The organism is Streptomyces sp. NPDC050564 (assembly GCF_044457265.1).
Taxonomy (GTDB): Bacteria; Actinomycetota; Actinomycetes; order Streptomycetales; family Streptomycetaceae; genus Streptomyces.
In genome coordinates, this window is the sequence record NZ_JBITGS010000001.1 from 769,311 (window position 1) to 788,901 (window position 19,591).

The 19,591-nt window shown below is 69.4% G+C and carries 17 protein-coding genes; 13 read left to right on the forward strand and 4 right to left on the reverse strand.

Annotated elements, in window-relative coordinates:
* Positions 1–224 precede the first annotated feature (224 nt).
* Positions 225–818: a TetR/AcrR family transcriptional regulator gene (locus tag ACIBK0_RS03375; RefSeq protein ID WP_399075012.1), complete on the reverse strand. Its 594-nt coding sequence runs from the start codon at positions 816–818 to the stop codon at positions 225–227.
* Between the two features lie 96 nt (positions 819–914).
* Between ACIBK0_RS03375 and ACIBK0_RS03380 the strand changes: the two genes are divergently transcribed.
* The 5 genes from ACIBK0_RS03380 to ACIBK0_RS03400 all read left to right on the forward strand — a co-directional run bounded on the left by ACIBK0_RS03380 (position 915) and on the right by ACIBK0_RS03400 (position 6,937).
* The gene (locus ACIBK0_RS03380) at positions 915–2,531 is read left to right on the forward strand and encodes a carboxyl transferase domain-containing protein (protein ID WP_399075014.1); all 1,617 of its coding nucleotides are present in this window, start codon (positions 915–917) and stop codon (positions 2,529–2,531) included.
* A gap of 13 nt (positions 2,532–2,544) precedes the next feature.
* The gene (locus tag ACIBK0_RS03385; RefSeq protein ID WP_399075016.1) at positions 2,545–4,473 is read left to right on the forward strand and encodes an acetyl/propionyl/methylcrotonyl-CoA carboxylase subunit alpha; all 1,929 of its coding nucleotides are present in this window, start codon (positions 2,545–2,547) and stop codon (positions 4,471–4,473) included.
* Positions 4,470–5,411 carry a hydroxymethylglutaryl-CoA lyase gene (locus ACIBK0_RS03390; protein ID WP_399075018.1) on the forward strand — a complete coding sequence of 314 codons (942 nt, stop codon included), beginning with the start codon at positions 4,470–4,472 and terminating at the stop codon, positions 5,409–5,411. Before ACIBK0_RS03385 ends, ACIBK0_RS03390 begins: the two co-directional genes overlap by 4 nt.
* A gap of 5 nt (positions 5,412–5,416) precedes the next feature.
* Positions 5,417–6,583, forward strand: a complete 1,167-nt coding sequence (locus ACIBK0_RS03395) for an acyl-CoA dehydrogenase family protein (protein WP_399075020.1) — start codon at positions 5,417–5,419, stop codon at positions 6,581–6,583.
* A 153-nt stretch (positions 6,584–6,736) separates the two neighbouring features.
* The gene (locus ACIBK0_RS03400; protein WP_399075022.1) at positions 6,737–6,937 is read left to right on the forward strand and encodes a hypothetical protein; all 201 of its coding nucleotides are present in this window, start codon (positions 6,737–6,739) and stop codon (positions 6,935–6,937) included.
* 94 nt (positions 6,938–7,031) lie between these two features.
* Here the strand turns inward: ACIBK0_RS03400 and ACIBK0_RS03405 are convergent, their stop codons facing one another.
* Positions 7,032–7,460, reverse strand: coding sequence for a hypothetical protein (locus tag ACIBK0_RS03405; protein ID WP_399075024.1), 429 nt, complete (start codon positions 7,458–7,460; stop codon positions 7,032–7,034).
* A gap of 250 nt (positions 7,461–7,710) precedes the next feature.
* Here ACIBK0_RS03405 and ACIBK0_RS03410 point away from each other — a divergent pair, with 250 nt between their 5' ends.
* The 6 genes from ACIBK0_RS03410 (at position 7,711) to ACIBK0_RS03435 (ending at position 14,890) form a co-directional block, all read left to right on the forward strand.
* On the forward strand, positions 7,711–8,760 hold the full coding sequence (locus ACIBK0_RS03410) for an ABC transporter substrate-binding protein (RefSeq protein WP_399075026.1): 1,050 nt from the start codon (positions 7,711–7,713) through the stop codon (positions 8,758–8,760).
* A gap of 42 nt (positions 8,761–8,802) precedes the next feature.
* Positions 8,803–9,714, forward strand: a complete 912-nt coding sequence (locus ACIBK0_RS03415; RefSeq protein WP_399075027.1) for a siderophore-interacting protein — start codon at positions 8,803–8,805, stop codon at positions 9,712–9,714.
* Positions 9,715–9,836: 122 nt separating this feature from the next.
* Positions 9,837–11,303, forward strand: coding sequence for a lysine decarboxylase DesA (gene desA / locus ACIBK0_RS03420; RefSeq protein ID WP_399075029.1), 1,467 nt, complete (start codon positions 9,837–9,839; stop codon positions 11,301–11,303).
* Positions 11,287–12,564, forward strand: a complete 1,278-nt coding sequence (locus ACIBK0_RS03425) for a lysine N(6)-hydroxylase/L-ornithine N(5)-oxygenase family protein (protein WP_399075031.1) — start codon at positions 11,287–11,289, stop codon at positions 12,562–12,564. The genes desA and ACIBK0_RS03425 overlap by 17 nt, the downstream gene beginning before the upstream one ends.
* Positions 12,561–13,121, forward strand: coding sequence for a GNAT family N-acetyltransferase (locus ACIBK0_RS03430; protein ID WP_399075033.1), 561 nt, complete (start codon positions 12,561–12,563; stop codon positions 13,119–13,121). Before ACIBK0_RS03425 ends, ACIBK0_RS03430 begins: the two co-directional genes overlap by 4 nt.
* Positions 13,118–14,890, forward strand: coding sequence for an IucA/IucC family protein (locus ACIBK0_RS03435; RefSeq protein ID WP_399075035.1), 1,773 nt, complete (start codon positions 13,118–13,120; stop codon positions 14,888–14,890). The genes ACIBK0_RS03430 and ACIBK0_RS03435 overlap by 4 nt, the downstream gene beginning before the upstream one ends.
* A gap of 45 nt (positions 14,891–14,935) precedes the next feature.
* On the opposite strand, the gene ACIBK0_RS03440 is transcribed toward ACIBK0_RS03435, so the two are convergent.
* Positions 14,936–16,528, reverse strand: coding sequence for a beta-N-acetylhexosaminidase (locus ACIBK0_RS03440; protein WP_399075037.1), 1,593 nt, complete (start codon positions 16,526–16,528; stop codon positions 14,936–14,938).
* A gap of 110 nt (positions 16,529–16,638) precedes the next feature.
* On the opposite strand from ACIBK0_RS03440, the gene ACIBK0_RS03445 reads away from it, so the two are divergent.
* Complete coding sequence (locus tag ACIBK0_RS03445) at positions 16,639–17,517, forward strand: DUF4429 domain-containing protein (RefSeq protein WP_399075039.1); 879 nt, start codon at positions 16,639–16,641, stop codon at positions 17,515–17,517.
* Positions 17,518–17,582: 65 nt separating this feature from the next.
* Here the strand turns inward: ACIBK0_RS03445 and ACIBK0_RS03450 are convergent, their stop codons facing one another.
* Positions 17,583–19,154 carry a purple acid phosphatase family protein gene (locus ACIBK0_RS03450; RefSeq protein WP_399075145.1) on the reverse strand — a complete coding sequence of 524 codons (1,572 nt, stop codon included), beginning with the start codon at positions 19,152–19,154 and terminating at the stop codon, positions 17,583–17,585.
* Positions 19,155–19,317: 163 nt separating this feature from the next.
* On the opposite strand from ACIBK0_RS03450, the gene ACIBK0_RS03455 reads away from it, so the two are divergent.
* A complete protein-coding gene (locus ACIBK0_RS03455; protein WP_399075041.1) occupies positions 19,318–19,575 on the forward strand; it encodes a hypothetical protein in 258 nt (85 codons plus the stop codon).
* Positions 19,576–19,591: the final 16 nt, after the last annotated feature.

Genomic DNA, 19,591 nt, shown 5'->3' on the forward strand with positions numbered 1-19,591 from the left:
AGATTGCACGTTACCCGCCAGTCACGACGGTCGTCCAGAGCAACCAGTACGAGACGCTCGTCACCTCCGCCACCCCCTCAAGCACCGCCGCAGCGGCGAGCACCCGCGACGGCGCAGACCGGCGGCGCCCAGGCGGCCGGCGGTGCCGAGGTGGTCGATGGTGCCGAGGTGGTGGATGGTGCCGAGGTGGTCGACGGTGCAGAGGCGGCCGGCGGCCGCCGGCCTCAGTCGGTTCCGACAGCCGCGAACGCCCCCCGGGCCATCCGGTGCAGCAGCGCCGCGGTCGCCCCACGGCCCGGTAGGGGCCCGGGGCGGCCCAGGTGCGGCGTCGAGTTCAGCAGCCCGAAGACCGAGTGCACCGCCGAGCGGGCGGCGGGCTCGGTCAGCTCGGGGTAGACCTCGCGCACGACCTCCACCCACAGCTCGACGTACTGCCGCTGGAGCTGGCGTACGAGCTTGCGGTCGCTGTCCCGGAGGCGGTCCAGCTCGCGGTCGTGCAGGGTGATCAGGGGGCGGTCGTCGAGCGCGAAGTCGATGTGCCCCTCGATAAGCGAGTCGAGGAGCGACTCGGGGTTGCCGTCGGCCTCCGCCACCCGGCGCTTGCCCCCCGTCAACAGCTGCCCGCTGATCCCCACCAGCAGCTCGGCGAGCATCGCGTCCTTGCCGGCGAAGTGCCGGTACAGACCGGGGCCGCTGATGCCGACGGCCGCTCCTATCTCGTCCACGCCGACACCGTGGAAGCCACGCTCGGCGAAGAGCCGCGCGGCCTCCTTGAGGATCTGCTCGCGGCGGGTGGGGGCGTCGGTTCTGGTGGCCATGAAAGCAATTCTAGACAGGGAGGTTAGCGGTCGTTAACCTGAAGGAAATGCGTTAACGCTCATTAACTGGTGGACCACTGGTGAGGGGACCGCAGGATGCACGAGGCACCGGAGCTGACGAGCGCGGCAGACCCCGCGTCGGAGGCCTGGCGGGCCAATGAGGCGGCGCACCGCGCGCTGGGCGAGGAGCTGCGGCAGAAGCTGGCCGCGGCCCGGCTCGGCGGCGGTGAGCGGGCCCGGGAGAGGCACACCGCGCGCGGGAAGCTGCTCCCGCGCGACCGCGTGGACACCCTCCTCGATCCAGGATCGCCCTTCCTGGAGCTGGCGCCCCTCGCCGCTGACGGAATGTACGACGGGCAGGCCCCGGCCGCCGGCGTGATCGCCGGGATCGGCAGGGTCAGCGGGCGCGAGTGCGTGATCGTCGCCAACGACGCCACCGTCAAGGGCGGCACGTACTACCCGATGACGGTGAAGAAGCACCTGCGCGCCCAGGAGGTGGCCCTCGAAAACCGCCTCCCCTGTGTGTACCTCGTCGACTCCGGGGGCGCCTTCCTGCCGATGCAGGACGAGGTCTTCCCCGACCGCGAGCACTTCGGGCGGATCTTCTACAACCAGGCGCGGATGTCGGGCGCCGGCATTCCGCAGATCGCGGCCGTCCTCGGGTCCTGCACGGCGGGCGGCGCCTACGTCCCGGCCATGAGTGACGAGGCCGTGATCGTGCGCAACCAGGGCACGATCTTCCTCGGCGGCCCGCCCCTGGTGAAGGCCGCAACCGGCGAGGTCGTCACGGCCGAGGAGCTGGGCGGCGGCGAGGTCCACGCGCGCGTGTCGGGTGTCACCGACCATCTGGCGGAGGACGACGCCCACGCGCTGCGGATCGTACGGAACATCGCGGCCACCCTTCCCGCCCGCGGACCGCTGCCCTGGTCGGTCGAGCCGACCGTCGAGCCGAAGGTGGACCCGTACGGGCTGTACGGGGCGGTGCCGGTCGACTCCCGCACGCCCTATGACGTGCGCGAGGTCATCGCGCGCGTCGTCGACGGTTCGCGTTTCGCCGAGTTCAAGGCGGAGTTCGGGCAGACCCTGGTCACCGGCTTCGCCCGGATCCACGGGCACCCGGTCGGCATCGTCGCCAACAACGGCATCCTGTTCTCCGAGTCCGCCCAGAAGGGCGCCCACTTCATCGAGCTGTGCGACCAGCGCGGCATCCCGCTGGTGTTCCTGCAGAACATCTCCGGGTTCATGGTCGGGCGCCAGTACGAGGCCGGTGGCATCGCCAAGCACGGCGCCAAGATGGTGACGGCCGTGGCGTGTACGAGGGTCCCCAAACTCACGGTCGTGATCGGCGGCTCGTACGGCGCGGGCAACTACTCGATGTGCGGCCGGGCGTACTCGCCGCGTTTCCTGTGGATGTGGCCCAACGCCAAGATCTCCGTGATGGGCGGCGAGCAGGCCGCGTCGGTCCTCGCGACCGTCAAGCGTGACCAGTTGGAGGCGCGCGGCGAGTCCTGGCCCGTCGAGGAGGAAGAGGCCTTCAAGGACCCGATCCGCGCACAGTACGAGCACCAGGGGAACGCCTACTACGCGACGGCCCGGCTCTGGGACGACGGCGTGATCGACCCGATGGAGACCCGGCAGGTGCTGGGTCTCGCCCTGACCGCCTGCGCCAACGCGCCCCTGGGTGACCCCCAGTTCGGCGTCTTCCGGATGTGAGGGACCTCTGACCATGTTCGACACCGTTCTTGTGGCCAACCGGGGCGAGATCGCGGTCCGGGTCATCCGTACGCTGCGGTCGCTGGGCGTGCGCTCCGTGGCCGTCTTCTCCGACGCCGACGCGGACGCCCGCCATGTGCGCGAGGCGGACACGGCGGTACGGATCGGCCCCGCGCCGGCGGCCGAGAGCTATCTGTCCGTGCAGCGGCTCCTGGAGGCGGCGGCGCGGACGGGAGCGCAGGCCGTGCACCCGGGCTACGGCTTCCTCGCGGAGAACGCGTCCTTCGCGCGCGCCTGCGCCGACGCCGGGCTCGTCTTCATCGGACCACCTGCCGAAGCGATCTCCCTGATGGGCGACAAGATCCGCGCCAAGGAGACGGTGCAGGCGGCCGGGGTCCCCGTGGTGCCGGGTTCGAGCGGCAGCGGTCTCACCGACGCGGAGTTGGCCGAGGCGGCCCGGGAGATCGGTGTGCCGGTGCTGCTGAAGCCCTCGGCGGGCGGCGGCGGCAAGGGCATGCGGCTCGTGCGGGTCGAGGCGCTGCTCGCCGACGAGATCGCGGCCGCCCGCCGCGAGGCCCGCGCGTCCTTCGGCGACGACACCCTGCTCGTCGAGCGCTGGATCGACCGGCCCCGGCACATCGAGATCCAGGTCCTGGCGGACGGCCACGGCAATGTCGTGCACCTGGGCGAGCGCGAGTGCTCCCTCCAGCGCCGCCACCAGAAGATCATCGAGGAGGCGCCGAGCGTGCTCCTCGACGAGGCCACGCGCGCCGCGATGGGCGAGGCGGCGGTCCAGGCGGCCCGCTCCTGCGGCTACCGGGGCGCGGGCACGGTGGAGTTCATCGTGCCGGGCGGCGACCCGTCGTCGTACTACTTCATGGAGATGAACACCCGCCTCCAGGTGGAGCACCCGGTCACCGAGCTGATCACGGGTATCGACCTCGTGGAGTGGCAGCTCCGGGTGGCGGCGGGCGAGCGACTGCCGTACGGACAGCAGGACATCACGCTGACGGGGCATGCCGTGGAGGCACGCGTCTGCGCCGAGGACCCCGCGCGCGGGTTCCTCCCCTCCGGCGGCACGGTGCTCGCGCTGCGCGAACCGCAGGGCGACGGCCTGCGCACCGACTCGGGGCTGAGCGAGGGCACGGAAGTCGGTTCGCTCTACGACCCGATGCTCTCCAAGGTCATCGCCTACGGCCCCGATCGCGCGACCGCGCTGCGCAAGCTCCGGGCGGCCCTCGCGGAGACGGTCACACTGGGGGTGCAGACCAACGCGGGGTTCCTGCGGCGTCTGCTGGCCCATCCGGCGGTGGTCGCGGGCGAGTTGGACACGGGGCTGGTGGAGCGCGAGGCGGACTCCCTGATCTCCGGCGACGTACCGGACGAGGTGTACGAGGCCGCGGCCGCCGTACGGCTCGAAGCGCTGCGGCCCCGGGGCGAGGGCTGGACCGACCCCTTCTCCGCGCCGAGCGGGTGGCGGCTCGGGGGCGCGCCCAAGCCGGTGGGCTTCCACCTGCGGGTGCTCGACCCCGTGGAGTACACCCCTCGCGGCACCCACACCGTCACCTCCGACCAGGTCTCCGTGACCCTGGACGGCGTACGCCACACCTTCCACCGCGCCGCCGACTGGCTCGGCCGCGACGGCGACGCCTGGCATGTGCGCGACCACGACCCCGTGGCCGCCTCCCTCACCGGCGCCGCGCATGCCGGAGCCGACTCGCTCACCGCCCCCATGCCCGGCACGGTGACCGTCGTGAAGGTCGCCGTGGGCGATGAAGTGGCCGCCGGGCAGAGCCTGCTGGTGGTCGAGGCGATGAAGATGGAGCACGTCATCTCCGCGCCGCACGCCGGGACCGTCAGCGAGCTGGACGTCACCCCGGGCACGACCGTCGCCATGGACCAGGTGCTGGCCGTGATCGCACCGCACGAGGAGGCGGAATGACCGTGCAGGGACTGCCCATGGCCGTACCGGCCCAGGACCTGCCCGCCCAGGTGCGGATCCACGAGGTCGGTGCGCGCGACGGACTGCAGAACGAGAAGGCGACCGTACCGACCGAGGTCAAGGCGGAGTTCGTCCGGCGTCTCGCCGACGCGGGCCTGACCACGATTGAGGCCACCAGCTTCGTGCACCCCAAGTGGGTGCCCCAACTGGCGGACGCGGAACAGCTGTTCCCGCTGATCAGCGACCTGCCAGGGGTACGTCTGCCCGTCCTCGTGCCGAACGAGCGAGGGCTCGACCGCGCCCTCGCCCTCGGCGCCCGCCACGTCGCCGTCTTCGCCAGCGCCACGGAGCCCTTCGCGAAGGCCAACCTCAACCGGACCGTCGACGAGGCGCTGGCCATGTTCGAGCCGGTGGTGGCCCGGGCCAAGGCGGACAAGGTGCACGTCCGCGGCTACCTCTCCATGTGCTTCGGCGATCCCTGGGAGGGCGCCGTCCCCATCCATCAGGTCGTCCGCGTCTGCAAGTCCCTGATGGACATGGGCTGCGACGAGCTGAGCCTCGGCGACACGATCGGCGTGGCGACGCCGGGCCACGTCCAGAGCCTGCTCGCCGAGCTCAATGAGGAGGGCGTGCCGACCAGTGCGCTCGGCGTGCACTTCCACGACACGTACGGCCAGGCGCTCGCCAACACCCTGGCCGCGCTGCAGCACGGCGTCACGACCGTCGACGCCTCCGCCGGCGGCCTCGGCGGCTGCCCGTACGCGAAGTCCGCGACCGGCAACCTCGCCACCGAAGACCTCGTATGGATGCTCCAGGGCCTCGGTATCGACACCGGGGTCGACCTCGGCCGCCTCACCGCCACCAGCGTGTGGATGGCCGGACAACTGGGCCGACCCAGCCCGTCCCGCACCGTCAAAGCCCTCTCCCACCAGGAGTGATCCCCATGTCCCTCGACCACCGCCTCTCCCCAGAACTCGAAGAACTCCGCCGTACGGTCGAGGAGTTCGCCCACGACGTCGTGGCGCCGAAGATCGGCGACTTCTACGAGCGGCACGAGTTCCCGTACGAGATCGTGCGGGAGATGGGCCGCATGGGCCTGTTCGGGCTGCCGTTCCCGGAGGAGTACGGCGGCATGGGCGGCGACTATCTCGCCCTCGGCATCGCCCTGGAGGAGCTCGCCCGGGTGGACTCCTCCGTGGCCATCACCCTGGAGGCGGGCGTCTCGCTCGGCGCCATGCCGATCCACCTCTTCGGTACCGAGGAGCAGAAGCGCGAGTGGCTCCCCCGGCTCTGCTCCGGCGAGATCCTCGGCGCCTTCGGGCTGACCGAGCCGGACGGCGGCTCGGACGCGGGCGCGACGCGTACGACGGCCCGGCTCGACGCCGAGACGAACGAGTGGGTGATCAACGGCAGCAAGTGCTTCATCACCAACTCGGGCACGGACATCACGGGACTGGTGACGGTCACGGCGGTCACCGGCCGCAAGCCCGACGGCAAGCCGCAGATCTCCTCGATCATCGTGCCGTCCGGCACCCCGGGCTTCACGGTCGCGGCCCCGTACTCGAAGGTGGGCTGGAACGCGTCCGACACCCGCGAGCTGTCCTTCTCCGACGTGCGCGTCCCGGCCGCCAACCTGCTCGGCGAGGAGGGCCGCGGCTACGCCCAGTTCCTGCGGATCCTCGACGAGGGCCGGATCGCCATCGCGGCCCTGGCGACGGGGCTGGCGCAGGGCTGTGTCGACGAGTCGGTGAAGTACGCCAAGGAGCGGCACGCGTTCGGACGGCCGATCGGCGCGAACCAGGCGATCCAGTTCAAGATCGCCGACATGGAGATGAAGGCCCACACGGCCCGCCTGGCGTGGCGCGACGCCGCGTCCCGTCTGGTGAGCGGGGAGCCCTTCAAGAAGGAGGCCGCCCTCGCCAAGCTGTACTCGTCCACGATCGCCGTCGACAACGCCCGCGACGCCACCCAGGTCCACGGCGGCTACGGCTTCATGAACGAGTACCCGGTGGCCCGTATGTGGCGCGACTCCAAGATCCTGGAGATCGGCGAGGGCACCAGCGAGGTGCAGCGGATGCTGATCGCACGGGAGTTGGGGCTGGTCGGCTGACCTCCGCCGCCCGCCACTGGCACCACTCATCACCACCCCCCACCCCCACCCCCACCACGACCGGCCTGTGCCCACCTGGGCGCAGGCCGGTCGTGTTTCGTCGCGCCGTGCCGCACGGAGGGCGCCGTCCCCCGCAGAGGACGGCGCCATGCCGTGCGCGCCGTGCGCGCCGTGCCCTACTACGCCAAGAACACCACGGGCGGCCCGGCGGACGACGCGAGCAGCTACACCCCCGTCAAGTACACCGCCGAGGCGAACCTGACGCTCAACCGGCTCGGCTCCTTCCGCTCCGGCTACGAGACGATCGGCAACTGGGTCGGCGGCAAGTGGGTGGTGACCAAGGGCAAGGCCTGATCTGCCAAGGACACGTCGAACGGTCCGCACCCCGGCGGGTGCGGACCGGCACCCCGGCGGTCCCGCGGGCAGCCACAGAGCGGCCGCCGGACCGTCAGGTCTGGTCGGAGCGCAGCCAGTCCCTGCAGTAGTTCAGCTCGGTGTCGCCCTCGAAGGTGGCGACCTCGATACCGACGTCGTACATGCCCGCGGAGTAGCCGGCCGTGGTGGACAAGGTCAGACTCTCGTCGTATCCCTTGTAGTTGTGGTGCCACGGCCAGGGTGTGAGCACCCCGCCGCCGTCGTTCTTGGCGATCAGGCGGATGGCCACGTGGTGGCCGTCCGCCTTGGCGTCGTACACGGACAGGATGACACCGAGGCTCGTCGCACCGCTGACCCAGCCGTTGATCGTGCCGGCGCCCGACGCCGACGAGGTGTCGCAGTACAGCGTGTACGAAGTCGCCGACGCCGGCCCGGCCGACATCCCCACCGTCAGCGCCGCCCCCGCGACCGCGACCGCGAGCCCCTTCTTGTATCTGCCCATGATTCCCTCCCGATGTTCAATGGTCCGTGAACTCACCTTGGGACCAAGTGTGTTGATCGGAACACTAAGGAGAGGGGCGGGTGATCCACAACGGATATCGATCACCACCAGAAGGTGACACATGTCATGCCTGCGACACATTGATCACCCCGGCACAGCCCCGCCCTCTGGACAGGAAGTGAGGTTAGGCTAACCTTCCTTTGAACTTGTCCGGCGGGCTTCCTGCCCCGTGCCGAAAGCAGTCACACTCATGCCCAACGCCCGTGCCACCCACCTCACCCGTCGCGGCATCCTCGCCGCGGGCGGCGCCCTCGGCCTCGGTGCCGTCCTCGCCGCCTGTGGCGACGACAAGGACTCGAAAAACGGTGGCGCGGACTCCACGAAGGCCGCCGAGAAGTCCGGTCCCTGGACCTTCAAGGACGACCGTGGCACCACCGTGAAGACGGACAAGGCCCCGGCGAACATCGTCGCGTTCACCGGCGTCGCCGCCGCGCTCTACGACTACGGCATCGAGGTCAAGGGCGTCTTCGGCCCGACGAAGACCAAGGGCGGCAAGGCCGATGTCCAGGCCGGCGACATGGACATCAGCAAGGTGACGATCCTCGGCAACGAGTGGGGCCAGTTCAACATCGAGAAGTACGCCGGCCTCGCCCCCGACGTCCTCGTCTCGACGATGTTCGACGACGCGGGCACCCTCTGGTACGTCCCCGAGGAGTCCGAGGCCAAGATCCTCAAGCTGGCCCCGAGCGTCGGCATCTCCGTCTACGACGTGCAGATGCCCAAGCCGCTGGAGCGCATGCTCGCGCTCGCCGAGTCGCTCGGCGCCGATGTGAAGTCCGCGAGGATCACCGACGCGAAGAAGAAGTTCGAGACGGCCGCCGAGCGGCTGCGCAAGGCCGCCAAGGCCCGCCCGGAGATCAAGGTGCTGGCCGGCTCCGCGAGCCAGGACATCTTCTACGTCTCCGGCTCCAACCTCTCCATCGACCTGGAGTACTTCAAGGCGCTCGGCGTGAACCTGGTCGAGCCGTCGGCCAAGGCCCTGAAGGCCAGCGGCGGCTGGTTCGAGAACCTGAGCTGGGAGAACGTCGACAAGTACCCGGCTGACATCATCATCATGGACGACCGCACCTCGACCATCCAGCCGGCCGACATCACCGAGGCCACCTGGAAGAAGCTGCCCGCCGTCAAGGCCGGCCAGGTCATCGCGCGCACGCCCGAGCCGATCCTGTCCTACGACAAGTGCACGCCGATCCTCGACAACCTCGCCGAGGCCATCGAGAAGGCCAAGAAGGTCGCCTGACTTCCCCTGCCGTGAACCCCTGACGATGACTCAGGAGCACTGATGACGACGGCTGTAGCCGCCCCCTTCCGTTTCTTCACCCTCCAGGTCGTACGGACGAGGCGGCTCGGCCCGTCTCTGGTCCGGGTGACCTTCGCGGGCCCCGATCTGCACGCGTTCCACTCCAACGGACGCGACCAGAGCCTGTCGCTCTTCCTGCCGCACCCGGGCCAGCCCGAGCCCGTCGTCCCCATCGAACCGGGATGGGGGTCCCCCGGCTCGAGCGAAGCCGAGAGTGGGGGAAGCTGGCGGCAGGGCTGGCGTGAACTCCCGGACGACGTACGGGCGGTGATGCGCTCGTACACCCTGCGCGCCCTGCGGCGCAGCCCGGACGAGATCGACATCGACTTCGCACTGCACGGCGTGCAGCCGGGTGCGGCGACGCCCGCGGGGCCCGCGTCGCTCTGGGCATCCCGGGCGGCCGCCGGCGACCGCGTCGTCCTGCTCGGCCCGGCGGTCGAGGACAACAGGGCGATCCGCTTCCGCCCGCCCGAGGACACCGACCTGGTCGTCATCTGGGGCGACGAGACCGCCGTGCCCGCCGCCTCGGCCATCCTCGAATCGCTGCCTGCGGACACCCGCGTCCGCGCCTGGCTGGAGGTCCATCACGCCGGCGACGTCCAGGACTTGGTGACCGCGGCCGACGCCGAGATCACCTGGCTCGTACGCGGCGACGTCCCACAGTGCCTCAACGGCGTGGGAGGTGCCCCCACCCCCATGGCCGTCGAAGCCGTACGAGCCGCCCGACTTCCGCCCGCCGAAGCGCCGTACGCCTGGATCGCGGGCGAGTCCGGTCAGGTGAAGGAGTTGCGCCGCCATCTCGTGCGCGAGCGCGGGATCGACCGCAGGCGGGTCACCTTCGTCGGCTACTGGCGGCAGGGGCTCAGCGAGGAGCAACTGCGCGAACAGGAGTGACGCCGGTCACCGGAGGGGCGGGTTTCGTGGAGACCAACTTAGGTTAGGCTAACCTAAGTTGAAGTCCTCGACTTCCGCCCCTCTCCTGTCCCGCACGGACTGTCCCACCGGAGGACCCCCACATGCGCTCGCACCTGCTCAATGACACGACCGCGGATCGGTACCGCCGATCCGTGACCGAAGGAATCGAGCGGGTGGCGGCCAAACTCGCCACCACCGACCGTCCGTTCACCGGCGTCACGGTCGACGCCCTCGCTCCCCGCATCGAGCGGATCGACCTGGACCGCCCACTGCACGACACCACGGCGGTCCTCGACGAGCTGGAGGAGGTCTACCTCCGGGACGCGATCTACTTCCACCACCCGCGCTACCTCGCGCACCTCAACTGCCCGGTCGTCATCCCGGCCGTGCTCGGCGAAGCCGTCCTCTCCGCCGTCAACTCCTCACTGGACACCTGGGACCAGTCGGCCGGCGGCACTCTCATCGAGCGCAAGCTCATCGACTGGACCAACGAGCGTCTCGGCCTCGGCCCGGCGGCCGACGGCGTGTTCACCTCCGGCGGCTCGCAGTCCAACCTCCAGGCGCTGCTGCTGGCCCGCGAGGAGGCCAAGCCTGGGCGGGCAGGGGGTCAACTCGGGGACAGGCTCGCCACACTGCGTATCTTCGCCTCCGAGGTCAGTCACTTCAGCGTCAGGAAGTCGGCCAAACTCCTCGGCCTGAGCGCGGACTCCGTCGTCTCGATCCCCGTCGACCACGACAAGCGCCTGCAGACGGTCGCCCTCGCCCACGAGCTGGAGCGCTGCGAGCGTGACGGCATCGTCCCCATGGCCGTCGTCGCCACCGCGGGCACCACCGACTTCGGCTCCATCGACCCACTCCCCGAAATCGCGGAACTGTGCGCCCAGTTCGGCGCTTGGATGCACGTCGACGCCGCCTACGGCTGCGGACTGCTCACTTCCCTGAAGAACCGGGACCGCCTCGCCGGCATCGACCGCGCCGACTCCGTCACCGTCGACTACCACAAGTCCTTCTTCCAGCCGGTGTGTTCGTCCGCCGTGCTCGTCCGGGACGCCTCCACCCTGCGCCACGCGACCTACCACGCGGAGTACTTGAACCCCCGCCGTATGGTCCAGGAGCGCATCCCCAACCAGGTGGACAAGTCCCTGCAGACCACCCGCCGCTTCGACGCCCTCAAGCTGTGGATGACGCTGCGTGTGATGGGCGCCGACGGCATCGGTGAACTCTTCGACGAGGTCTGCGACCTGGCGGTGGAGGGCTGGAAGCTGCTGGTCGCCGACCCGCGCTACGACGTCGTGGTCGAGCCGTCCCTCTCCACCCTGGTCTTCCGTTACATCCCGGCCGCCGTCACCGACCCGGCCGAGATCGACCGCGCCAACCTGTACGCCCGCAAGGCCCTGTTCGCCTCCGGTGACGCCGTCGTGGCGGGCACCAAGGTCGGCGGGCGCCACTATCTGAAGTTCACGTTGCTCAACCCCGAGACCACGGCCGAAGACATCGCCGCCGTACTCGATCTGATCGCCGGCCATGCCGAGCAGTACCTGGGAGAGTCCCTTGACCGCGCTTCCTGAAGCCACGAACAAGACCTACGACTTCGTGGGGATCGGGCTCGGGCCCTTCAATCTCGGCCTCGCCTGCCTCACCGAGCCCATCGCCGAACTCGACGGCGTCTTCCTGGACTCGAAGCCCGACTTCGAGTGGCACGCGGGCATGTTTCTCGAGGGCGCCCACCTCCAGACCCCGTTCATGTCGGACCTGGTCACCCTGGCCGACCCGACGTCGCCGTACTCCTTCCTCAACTACCTGAAGGAGAAGGGCCGGCTGTACTCGTTCTACATCCGCGAGAACTTCTACCCACTGCGGGTCGAGTACGACGACTACTGCCGCTGGGCGGCCTCGAAACTGAACAGCGTCCGCTTCGGCACGACCGTCGCCGAAGTGACGTACGAGGACGATCTCTACCTCGTACGGACCCAGGCCGGTGACGTGTACCGCGCCCGCCACCTGGTCCTCGGCACCGGCACCCCGCCGTACCTCCCGGAGACCTGCGCGGGCCTGGGCGGCGACTTCATCCACAACTCCCGCTACATGCAGCACAAGGCGGAGTTGCAGCGCAAGGCGTCGATCACACTGGTCGGCAGCGGTCAGTCCGCCGCCGAGATCTACTACGACCTGCTCAGCGAGATCGACGTCCACGGCTATCAGCTGAACTGGGTCACCCGCTCGCCGCGCTTCTTCCCGCTCGAGTACACCAAACTCACGCTGGAGATGACCTCCCCGGAGTACATCGACTACTACCACGCGCTGCCGGAGCGGACCCGCTACCGCCTCGCGGCCCAGCAGAAGGGCCTGTTCAAGGGCATCGACGGCGACCTGATCAACGAGATCTTCGACCTGCTCTACCAGAAGAGACTCGGCGGCCCGGTCCCCACCCGACTGCTCACCAACTCCTCGCTGAACACCGTCACTTACCGGGACGGCGGCTACGAGCTGGGCCTGCGCCAGGAGGAGCAGGAGAAGGACTACGAGCTGCGCTCCGAGGGCCTGATCCTCGCCACTGGCTACTCCTACGCCGAGCCGGAGTTCCTCAAGCCTGTCCAGGACCGGCTGCGCCACGACTCACAGGGCAACTTCGACATCGCCCGCAACTACTCGATCGACACCACGGGCCGGGGCGTCTTCCTCCAGAACGCCGGCGTCCACACGCACAGCATCACGTCCCCGGACCTGGGCATGGGCGCGTACCGCAACGCGTACATCATCCGAGAGCTGCTCGGCACCGAGTACTACCCGGTCGAGAAGACGATCGCGTTCCAGGAGTTCGCCGTATGAGCACCACGAACCGCATGAACAGCACCGGCATCGGCACCTTCGCCATCCGCCCGCTCGACCCCACCGAGGACGCCGAGCTGTTGCACGGCTGGGTCACCCACCCCAAGGCCGCCTTCTGGATGATGCAGGAGGCGAAACTGCCCGATGTGGAGCGCGAGTACATGGCCATCGCGGCCGGCGAGTACCACGACGCGTTCCTCGGGCTGCTGGACGGCGAGCCCGTCTTCCTCATGGAGCGCTACGACCCGGCGCACGTCGAGCTCGTCGGCCTGTACGAGCCGCAGCCCGGCGACGTCGGCATGCACTTCCTCGTCGCGCCGAGCGACACACCCGTGCACGGCTTCACCCGGGCCGTGATCACCGCCGTGATGGAGCACCTGTTCGCCGACCCGGCGACCGCGCGCGTCGTGGTCGAGCCCGACGTACGCAACACGGCGGTGCACGCCCTCAACGAAGCCGTCGGCTTCGTACCCGAGCGCGAGATCCAGAAGCCGGAGAAGAAGGCGCTGCTGAGCTTCTGCACCCGGGAGCAGTTCGAGAAGGCGGTGGCCGCGTGAGCCTCGCCGATGCCGTCGCCCATCTGTCCCCCGAGCGCTGGGCCCGCGCCAACCGCCTGCTCGTCCGCAAGGCGCTCGCCGAGTTCGCCCACGAGCGGCTCATCACGCCGGAGAGCCTCCCTGACGGCCGCTACGAGGTCCGCAGCGACGACGGTCTCACCCGCTACCGCTTCACCGCCCGCCGCCGCTCGCTCGACCACTGGCAGGTCGACGCCGAGTCGATCACCCGGCACCGCGACGGCGGCGAACTGCCGCCTGCCGCACTCGACTTCTTCGTCGAGCTGAAGAAGTCCCTCGGCCTGAGCGACGAGGTCCTGCCGGTCTACCTGGAGGAGATCTCCTCCACTCTCTCGGGCACCTGCTTCAAGCTGACCAAGCCGCAGATCCCGGTCGGTGAGCTGGTTCGCTCGGGTTTCCAGGCCATCGAGACCGGTATGACCGAGGGCCACCCCTGCTTCGTCGCCAACAACGGGCGGCTCGGCTTCGGGGTGCACGAGTACCTCTCGTACGCCCCCGAGACCGTGAACCCGGTCCGCCTGGTGTGGCTGGCCGCACACCGCTCGCGGGCCGCCTTCACGGCGGGTGTGGGCATCGACTACGAGTCCTTCGTGCGCGAGGAGCTGGGCACGGAGACGGTGGAGCGGTTCGCCGCGATCCTCACCGGTCAGGGGCTCGACCCCGAGGACTACCTGCTCATCCCCGTCCACCCCTGGCAGTGGTGGAACAAGCTCTCCGTGACCTTCGCGGCCGAGGTCGCCCAGCGGCACCTCGTCTGCCTCGGCGAGGGCGACGACGAATATCTGGCCCAGCAGTCGATCCGGACGTTCTTCAACCGGTCCCACCCCGAGAAGCACTACGTCAAAACGGCGCTCTCCGTCCTCAACATGGGCTTCATGCGCGGTCTGTCCGCCGCCTACATGGAGGCGACCCCGGCGATCAACGACTGGCTGGCCCAACTCGTCGAGAGCGACCCGGTGCTGAAGTCGACCGGCATGTCGGTCATCCGCGAGCGGGCCGCGGTCGGCTACCGCCACCTGGAGTACGAAGCCGCCACGGACCGCTACTCCCCGTACCGCAAAATGCTCGCCGCCCTGTGGCGCGAGAGCCCGGTGCCCTCGCTCCAGGAGGGCGAGACCCTGGCGACCATGGCGTCCCTCGCGCACGTCGACCACGAGGGCGCGTCCTTCGCGGGCGCCCTGATCGAACAGTCGGGGCTGACGCCGGCGGAGTGGCTGCGCCGCTATCTGCGCGCCTACTTCACGCCGTTGCTGCACAGCTTCTACGCGTACGACCTCGTCTACATGCCGCACGGCGAGAACGTCATCCTGGTCCTGAAGGACGGCGCCGTACAGCGCGCGATCTACAAGGACATCGCCGAGGAGATCGCGGTCATGGACCCGCAGGCGGTGCTGCCGCCGGCGGTCGAACGGATCCGCGTCGAAGTCCCCGAGGACAAGAAACTCCTGTCCCTCTTCACGGACGTCTTCGACTGCTTCTTCCGCTTCCTCGCCGCGAACCTCGCCGACGAGGGCATCCTCGACGAGGACGACTTCTGGCGGACGGTCGCCGAGTCCGTACGCGACTACCAGGACGCGACGCCCCAACTCGCCGAAAAATTCCGGCAGTACGACATGTTCGCGCCCGAGTTCGCGCTGTCCTGCCTCAACCGCCTCCAGCTGCGCAACAACAAGCAGATGGTGGACCTGGCGGATCCGTCGGGTGCGCTGCAGCTGGTGGGCAGCCTGAAGAACCCGATCGCGGGTCTCTGAAGCCGGGCGGGGCTCAGGAGACGGTCCTCCTGAGCCCCGCCTCCGTCACCGGGCCGCGGGCCAGGGAACCTGGGGCGACCGGTAGTACCCGATCCCCAGCGCCTCCCACCGCGGCGCCTGCGCCGCGAGCCGCACCTTGTACGTGTCCCAGTCGTGCGTCGACGCGGGCGACCAGCCGAGCTCGGCGGCACCGGGCAGCCGCGGGAACGTCATGTAGTCGATGTCGTCGGAGTTCACGATCGTCTCCGTCCACAACGGCGCTTCCACTCCCCGGATCGCCGAACCCGGGGCTCCCGGGAGGTATGTGCCCGGGTCCCAGTCGTAGGACCGCTTCACCTCGACCAGACCCGCCCAGTCCTGCCCCAGCGGAGTGTCGGCGGTGTACTTCATGTCGAGGTAGAGCCGGTCGGCCGGAGACAGGACCAGGCCCGTCCCGTTCTGCGCGGCTTTCGCGACCTGCGCCTTCTCCTCGGCACTGGTGTCGTCGAGCCCCCAGTACTGCGCGAGGGCGCCCTTCGCCGGAGTGGCCCCGGTCAGCTGGTGCCAGCCGATCACCGTCTTGCCGTACTTGGCGACGATGGGCTGCACCTTGTCCATGAAGGCGACGTAGTCGGCGTGGCTGGTGGAGTGGGCCTCGTCCCCGCCGATGTGCAGGTACGTGCCGGGCGTGATCGCGGCCAGCTCCCGGATCACGTCGTCCACGAAGTCGTACGTCACCGGCTTCGCCACGCACAGTGAGCTGAAGCCGACGTCCGTGCCGGTGTAGAGCGGCGGCGCGACCCCGTCGCAGTTCAGCTGCGCGTACGAGGCGAGCGCGGCGTTGGTGTGCCCCGGCATGTCGATCTCCGGGACGACCTCCAGATAGCGCGAGGCGGCGTACTGGACGATCTCCTTGTACTGGGCCTTGGTGTAGTAGCCGCCCTGTCCGCCGCCGACCTGTGTGGAGCCGCCGTGGGTGGCAAGGCGCGGCCAGGAGTCGATCGCGATGCGCCAGCCCTGGTCGTCGCTCAGGTGCAGATGCAGCTTGTTGACCTTGTAGAGGGCCAACTCGTCGATGTAGCGCTTGACTTGGCCGACGGTGAAGAAGTGCCGGGAGACGTCGAGCATCGCGCCGCGGTAGCCGTAGCGCGGAGTGTCCTTGATGGTGCCGCCGGCGACCAGCCAGGGTCCGGGCTGTACGGAGTTCCTCTCGACGGAGGCCGGGAGGAGCTGACGCAGGGTCTGGACGCCGTGGAAGAGCCCGGCGGGCTTGCCGGCCGTGATGGTGACACCGTCCCGGCCACTGTCGAGGCGGTAGCCCTCGTCACCCAGTCCCGTGCCGCCGAGCCGGAGTCGAATGGATCCCCCGCCGTGCGAGCTGACCGGCAGCCGGTAGCCGGTGGAGGGGCGCAGGATGTCCGCGAGGTAGTCGCCGACCCGGCGGACCTCCCGCGAGTCGTCGATGCGGATGCGGGTGTCACTGGTGATGCGGTACGCGGATCCGCCCGCGTGGACCGAGGCGGGGGCCGGGACCACCTGCCCCAGAGGGGTCGCGGTTCGGTCGGCCGCGGAGGGTGCCGCGCCGACGACGGAGATACCGGCAGCTGCCACGAGCAGCAGCGTACCGAGAAGGCGGGGCGTTCTGTGGTGCTGTCTCACATGCGCTCCCTTCGAATGGCCCTTCGCGCGGGCCCTGCGCACGATCCGCGCACGGCCCCGCAAATTGGTAAAGACCACTCTCCCGCAGACCCGGTGAAACAATCCCCCTCATGGCGGAAATCATCCAGCGCGACGGCACGTGGACCTTCGACGGCGACGCACTGCGGCTGACACCGGGACGCGACAAGAACGTCAGCCTGCTCCGCAAGACCCTGGGTGAACTGACCGTCCCGCTCGGCGCGTTGGCGGGCGTCTCCTTCGAGCAGGGCAAGAAGACCGGGCGGCTGAGGCTCAGGCTGCGCGACGGCGCCGACCCGCTGCTCCAGGCGACCGGTGGCAAGCTCGCCGAGCCCAACGACCCCTACCAGCTCACCGTCGAGTCCGACCGCTACGGCGTCGCCGAGTACTTCGTGGACGAGGTGCGCAACGCACTGCTCCTCGACCAGGTGCCGTCCGACCCCGTCGACGGCTATCTCCTGCCCGGCCCCTCCGTGCCGTTGTCCGCCTCCGCCGGTGACGGCACCGCGAGCTTCGACGGCGAGCAGGTACGCCTGGAGTGGAACTGGAAGACGGAGGACGCCAAGGCCGCCGCGGGCGCCCGCTCGCTCGCCCTGAGCGACATCACGGCCGTCGAGTGGCATCCCGCGGTCGGCCTGGAGAACGGCTGCCTGCGCTTCCTCGTGCGCGGCGCGCAGACCAAGGCCCCGCCGAAGTACGACCCCAACTCCGTGGAGCTGTGGGGCTTCAAGAAGGACCCGCTGATGGCCCTGGTCGCGGCGGCCGTGCAGGCGCGGCTGCCGCATCCGACGGCTCCCGTCGATCAGGAACGGGTGAAAGAACTGCGGCCCGCCCCGGCGCCGGCCTCCGCCGAGGCCCACCACGACGCCCTCCTGCGCCGCCTGCGCGAACTCGGCGACCTGCACAAGGAGGGCGTCCTGACGGACGAGGAGTTCGCGATGGCCAAGCAGGCGGTCCTCAGGCGCATGTAGGAACAGCGCCTGCGGACCGCCTGCCCGGATGCCGTGCGCCCCGCCTTCCGGGCACGCGGTGAGGGTTACTTCGCCCTGCGCGCCACCGTGAAGTGGTCGATCCGGTCACCGGTCTCGGCGATGCCCTGGACCTTCAGGGTGGTGTAGTGGCCCTTCGGCGCGGGGGTGACGTCCACGCGCAGGAAGGAGTAGTTCAGGTAGCGAACGCGCGACCAGGCGACGGTCTCGTTCTGCCTGCCGTCCTTGAGGTTGACGAAGGAGGCCACGGAGTCGACCTCGTTCTCGTGTCCCTCGTACGAGTCCGGGGCGCTGAAGGCGTACAGGCTGCGGCCCGCCGCACCCGCCGTGACGTACACCACGCCCTCGGTCTCGGAGTACGCCGTCTCGCCGATCGGCAGCTTCTTGGTGACCGCGTTGCCCTTGATGACGTCCGTGCGCTCGTACTGGTGGTTGTGGCCGTTGATGACCAGGTCGACCGAGTACTTGTCGAACAGCGGCACCCACTCCTGTCGCACGCCCCCCTCCGAGGCGTGCGCCGTGGAGGTGCAGTACGCGCAGTGGTGGAAGAACACGATGATGAAGTCGATGTCCTTCGCGGCACGGAACTTCTTCAGCTGGCCCTCGAACCACTTCGTCTGAGTGCCGCCGGAGATGCCGAGGTTGGCCGGGATCTCGAAGGAGACGTCGTTGGGGTCCAGCGAGATGATCGCCGTGTTGCCGTAGACGAAGGAGTAGACGCCCGGGAGGTTCTTCTTGTCCGGACCGTTGTCGGGGAGGGTCCAGCGGGCCTCCTCACCGCCGTAGCCGTTGGGCGAGTACCAGGCCTCCATGTCGTGGTTGCCGTACGAGACCATCCACGGGACCTGCTTGGCGACCGACTCGGTCTGGTACAGGAACTGGTCCCAGGTGCGCGAGTCGAACCCGGTGTCGGTGGTCTTGCCCGCACCGGACGGGTCGCCGTAGGCGATGTCGCCGGCGTGCAGGTGGAAGGCCGGGTTCTGGCCGAGGATCAGGCTGTCGTTGGCCAGGGCGTGGTAGCTGACGCCCTGGTCACCGAAGGCCGTGAAGGTGAACGGCGCCTTGTGGGCGGGCGCGGTGGTGAAGGTGCCCAGGGTGCCCAGCAGGTGCGGCTCGGCCGGGTCGAAGCCCTGGTGGCCGACGCCGTAGTAGTACGTCTTGCCGGGGCGCAGGTGGGTGAGCTGGGCGTGCACGTAGTACTGCGTGTGATCGCCGCTCGCGCCGACGCCGGCCGGGGTGTAGAGGCTGCGGACCTCGGCCTCGATCTTGCGGGAGAGGTCCCAGGGGTGGGCGCCGATGCGGATGAACGGCTTGTTGACGGCGGTCGGAACCTGCCAGGAGACGGTCATCTCGGTGCGCGGGTCGGCGCCGTAGGCGAGATGGCGGCCGAAGGGGGCGACGAGCGCGCCGTCGACCTTCTGCGTCGACGTCGAGGCCGCGGTCCGCTGCGTCGGCACCGCGGCCTGGGCGGCGGCGCCCGGTATGAAGGCGCCGCCTGCGACGGCGCCCAGGGTGACGGCGCCGCCTCTGATCATGTTGCGCCGCGAGAACTTGGCGCGAAGATACTCGTGCTGCTCAGCCATGCTCATGCGCTCGGCGAGCTTGTCCGGTACGCCCATGCGTGGAATGTCCATGGCCACAGAAGTTGCTCCCGGCAATCGACGCGGCGCAAGACACAGGATGGACAGCTTCCAAACAGCCCCCCAAAGAGTTTCAACAGCCACGTGCCCGATATCGGGCAGGATTCTTGCGAATCGGCTTCTCGTACCTCAGGATCGACGGGTGCACGACGAACTTGTTGATCATCTGACGCGGTCCTCGCCCCTGAACCGGGGCGAGGCGCTGCGGGTGGTCCAGGACGTGCTCGCCTACTTCGACGAGACGATCGAGGAGTACGTCCGTCGCCGCCACCGCGAGCTCCAGGCCCAGGGCCTGGTGAACACGGCGATCTTCGAACGGATCGAGGCGGACCTGAAGTACCGGGCGGTCGCACCGCCGGAGCTCACGCTCAGGCAGTTGCGACGCATCGTCTACGGCTGACGGCCCGGCTACGACC